The 3,034-nt window shown below is 65.6% G+C and carries 2 protein-coding genes and 1 pseudogene; 1 reads left to right on the top strand and 2 read right to left on the bottom strand.

Features of this window, described 5'->3' with window-relative positions:
• Both B7X30_RS15235 and B7X30_RS15230 read right to left on the bottom strand, forming a co-directional pair.
• Nucleotides 1-572: pseudogene (locus tag B7X30_RS15235) on the bottom strand (M23 family metallopeptidase); the annotation flags it as partial.
• 190 nt (nucleotides 573-762) lie between these two features.
• Nucleotides 763-2,193: a M23 family metallopeptidase gene (locus B7X30_RS15230; protein WP_286731750.1), complete on the bottom strand. Its 1,431-nt coding sequence runs from the start codon at nucleotides 2,191-2,193 to the stop codon at nucleotides 763-765.
• Nucleotides 2,194-2,495: 302 nt separating this feature from the next.
• On the opposite strand from B7X30_RS15230, the gene tyrS reads away from it, so the two are divergent.
• The coding region (gene tyrS / locus B7X30_RS15225) for a tyrosine--tRNA ligase (protein WP_286731748.1) at nucleotides 2,496-3,034 on the top strand (539 nt) is incomplete at its 3' end.

Genomic DNA, 3,034 nt, shown 5'->3' with positions numbered 1-3,034 from the left:
GTCGTCAAAGCGCCGCGCACCGAAACATTGGCCAGACGAGTGCGGGGTTCGAGCTTGCGTTCGGTGGTCGATACCTGCAAGGTGCCGTCGGCACCGGGCTGCACCGTGAGTTCGCGCCAAACCGGGGCGGCCAGCGGATCGGTTCCCGCGGGCATGGGCAGCACGGCGGCAAGCTGCAGCAGTTCGCCCTGTGCATTCACCTGCGCCCGCACGGGTTCGGGCCCGCCGCCTGCGGCGAGCAGCGCGCGGAAACTCGCATTCTTGCCGAGTTGCGCGATGGCGGCCGGATCGGTCACGCCCAGGCGTTTGAGCAATTGCTGCACGGTGTCCCGATGCCGCACCGAAGTGCTGCTGGCATAACGCAGATCGACCGCAGCAAGCGCTTCGGTCTGTCCCTGCACATCGTTGTCGAGCACGGTAGCGAGAGTGGCGCGCGGCGGCAGCTGCGGCTGCGCCTCGACCAGGGCATAAGCCCCGGCGCTGCTCAGCAGCAGAGCGCCGCCCACGCTGGCGGCCAGACGACGCGGATGCGCACGCAGTGCCTGCACCACCTCGGCGGAACGTTGCGACACCCACAGCGCAGCCTCATGAGAAAACGCAGGGCCGCCCCAAGTTTTCTTGTCCACCTCGCGGCTTGCAAGCCGCTCGGATTCGGCTCCGTCCAAGCTGCCACAGGGCAGCTTGGAGCCGCGGGCCTCATCCCCCTCGGGGGGCCTGACGCGAACGCGGCAGGTTTGGGGGCGCTCTTGAGCGCGCAGCGGCTTAGCCATGCTGCGGCTCCTTGGCGGCCTGCGCGGCGGCATCGACCACCGGGCTGCCGCCATCGATGACGGCAAGCAGATGGCGCGGTTCAGCCGTCTGCGCCAGAAATTCCGGCTTGAGCGCGGCCGGAACCGCCGTGCCCTTGGGCGAATAGTGCGCAATGTCCAGGGGATTGACCGGCGTGCCGTGCACGAAAAACTGGAAATACACATGCGGCCCGGTGGACCAGCCGGTATTGCCCGACAGCGCCACCACCTCGCCTTGCTTGACCGACTCGCCCACATGCACCTTGAACGCGCTCAGATGCGCATAGATGGTGGCAAAACCGCCGGGATGATCGACCTTGACGTATTTGCCGTAGCCCGTGCCCCAGCCCGCATACACCACGCGGCCGTCGGCGATGGTCTTGACCGGCGTGCCCACGGGAATGGCCAGATCGATGCCCTTGTGGAATTCATGGAAGTGCATCACCGGGTTTTCGCGCCAGCCCCAGCCTGAAGTGATGCGGTCGTAGGGCAGGGGTGACAGCAGGAAGGCGCGGCTCAGGCTGTCGCCATTGGGCGCGTAATACCCGGAAACTTTGGCGCCCCCCTTGGCATCGCCCTTGGCGTCGAACCACACGGCTTTGTAGTCGTGGCCCTGGTTGACGAATTCCGCCGACACCAGGCGGCCATCGGCCAGCGTCTGGCCCTGCGCCTGATAGACCCGGTACACCACATTGAAATGATCGCCCGGACGCAGATTGCGGCGGAAGTTGATCTGGGTGTCGAACACGTCGATCAGTTGCGAGGCCACGTTGCGGGGCATCCCAGCCTCGTCGGCCGCGGCGAAAAAGCTGGATTTCACCGTGCCGCTGGCCACACGCAAAACCGGCTGAACGAGGCGCGATTGCGTCTGCACGTCCCATCCTGTTGGCGTGGCCTTGACCGTCAGCTCGCGCAATTGGCGCGCCTTCTCGGCGCCCTCGGCCACCGGCTTGAGCCCGGGCAAACGGCCGTGCAGCGACTGCAATTCGCCCAGATTGCTCACCTGGGCCGCCACCACGCGGCCGGGATCTCCGGTGACCAGAGCCCGCAAATCGGCTTGCGCGCTGAGCTGGCGCAACTGCTGCGGATCGGTCACCTGCAGACGACGCAGCAGCGATTCGACGGTATCACTCGCCCGCACATGCGCCGTGGTGTAGACCACCTGATCGGCATTCGAGAGCTGATCGGCCTGCTGCGGCGCAGTGCTCGCCACCGCCACGCTGACCCAGGTCGGCGCGGGCGGATGCGCCTGCGGCCCTTCGTAAGCCAGGGCGAAGGCGGCGGCGCTGGTCAGCAGCAAACCACTCCCCACTCCCGCCAAAACCCGTTTGTGATGCTGATGCAACCAACCGGCCAAACTCTGCGCGCCTTGCGCCGCAGACTGCTTGAATTCGACAAACGACATTCCCACTCCTCACACTTCAGGCTGTGGCGCGCACGCCGTCCCGACAATGGAAAGTGGCGCCGAAGGCCATGCCTCCGACACCGTGATGGCACCACCGACAACGGGCGGCGAGACGCGGCAAGCATCTGCGAGCGCACCCTGGGCGCGGCTGAACGGTCTGCGCATGTGTGTTTCACACTCGCTTGCCGCCCAACAGTCACGCTGTGGCACCGAATACACTGCACCCTTTGCTGAAGCAGGCGCAGCACGGACATAAAGGCGCGAGTCTAACAGCCCGCTTGGCGCACTTTTCGATTCTCCCCATGATGGACTCCAACTCTCCCGTCGAACTTCCCGACGCCGTGCGCAACGCACTGGCCATCACCAAACGCGGCTGCGCCGAACTGCTGGTGGAGGCCGACTGGATCGCCAAACTGACCCGCAGCCACCAAACCGGCCAGCCGCTGCGCATCAAACTCGGCCTCGACCCCACCGCGCCCGACATTCATATCGGCCACACCGTGGTGCTCAACAAGCTCAGGCAGTTGCAAGATCTGGGCCACACGGTCATTTTTCTCATCGGCGATTTCACCTCGCGCATCGGCGATCCGTCCGGGCGCAACGCCACCCGCCCGCCGCTGACGATCGAGCAGATCAAGACCAACGCCGAGACCTATTACGCCCAGGCCAGCCTAGTGCTCGACCCGCAAAAAACCGAGATTCGCTACAACTCCGAGTGGAGCGAGCCGCTGGGCGCCGATGGCATGATTCGCCTGGCCGCCAAATACACCCTGGCGCGACTGCTGGAGCGCGACGATTTCACCAAGCGGTTCAAGGAGGGCGTGCCCATCGCCATGCACGA

This window comes from Thiomonas sp. 13-64-67, from assembly GCF_002282795.1.
Taxonomy (GTDB): Bacteria; Pseudomonadota; Gammaproteobacteria; order Burkholderiales; family Burkholderiaceae_C; genus Thiomonas; species Thiomonas arsenitoxydans.
This window is presented reverse-complemented; position numbering and strand designations above follow the sequence as displayed.

Excerpts from the sequence above, each read along its gene's own strand:
- B7X30_RS15230 (WP_286731750.1), bottom strand. The coding sequence starts at position 2,193 with ATGTCGTTTGTCGAATTCAAGCAGTCTGCGGCGCAAGGCGCGCAGAGT.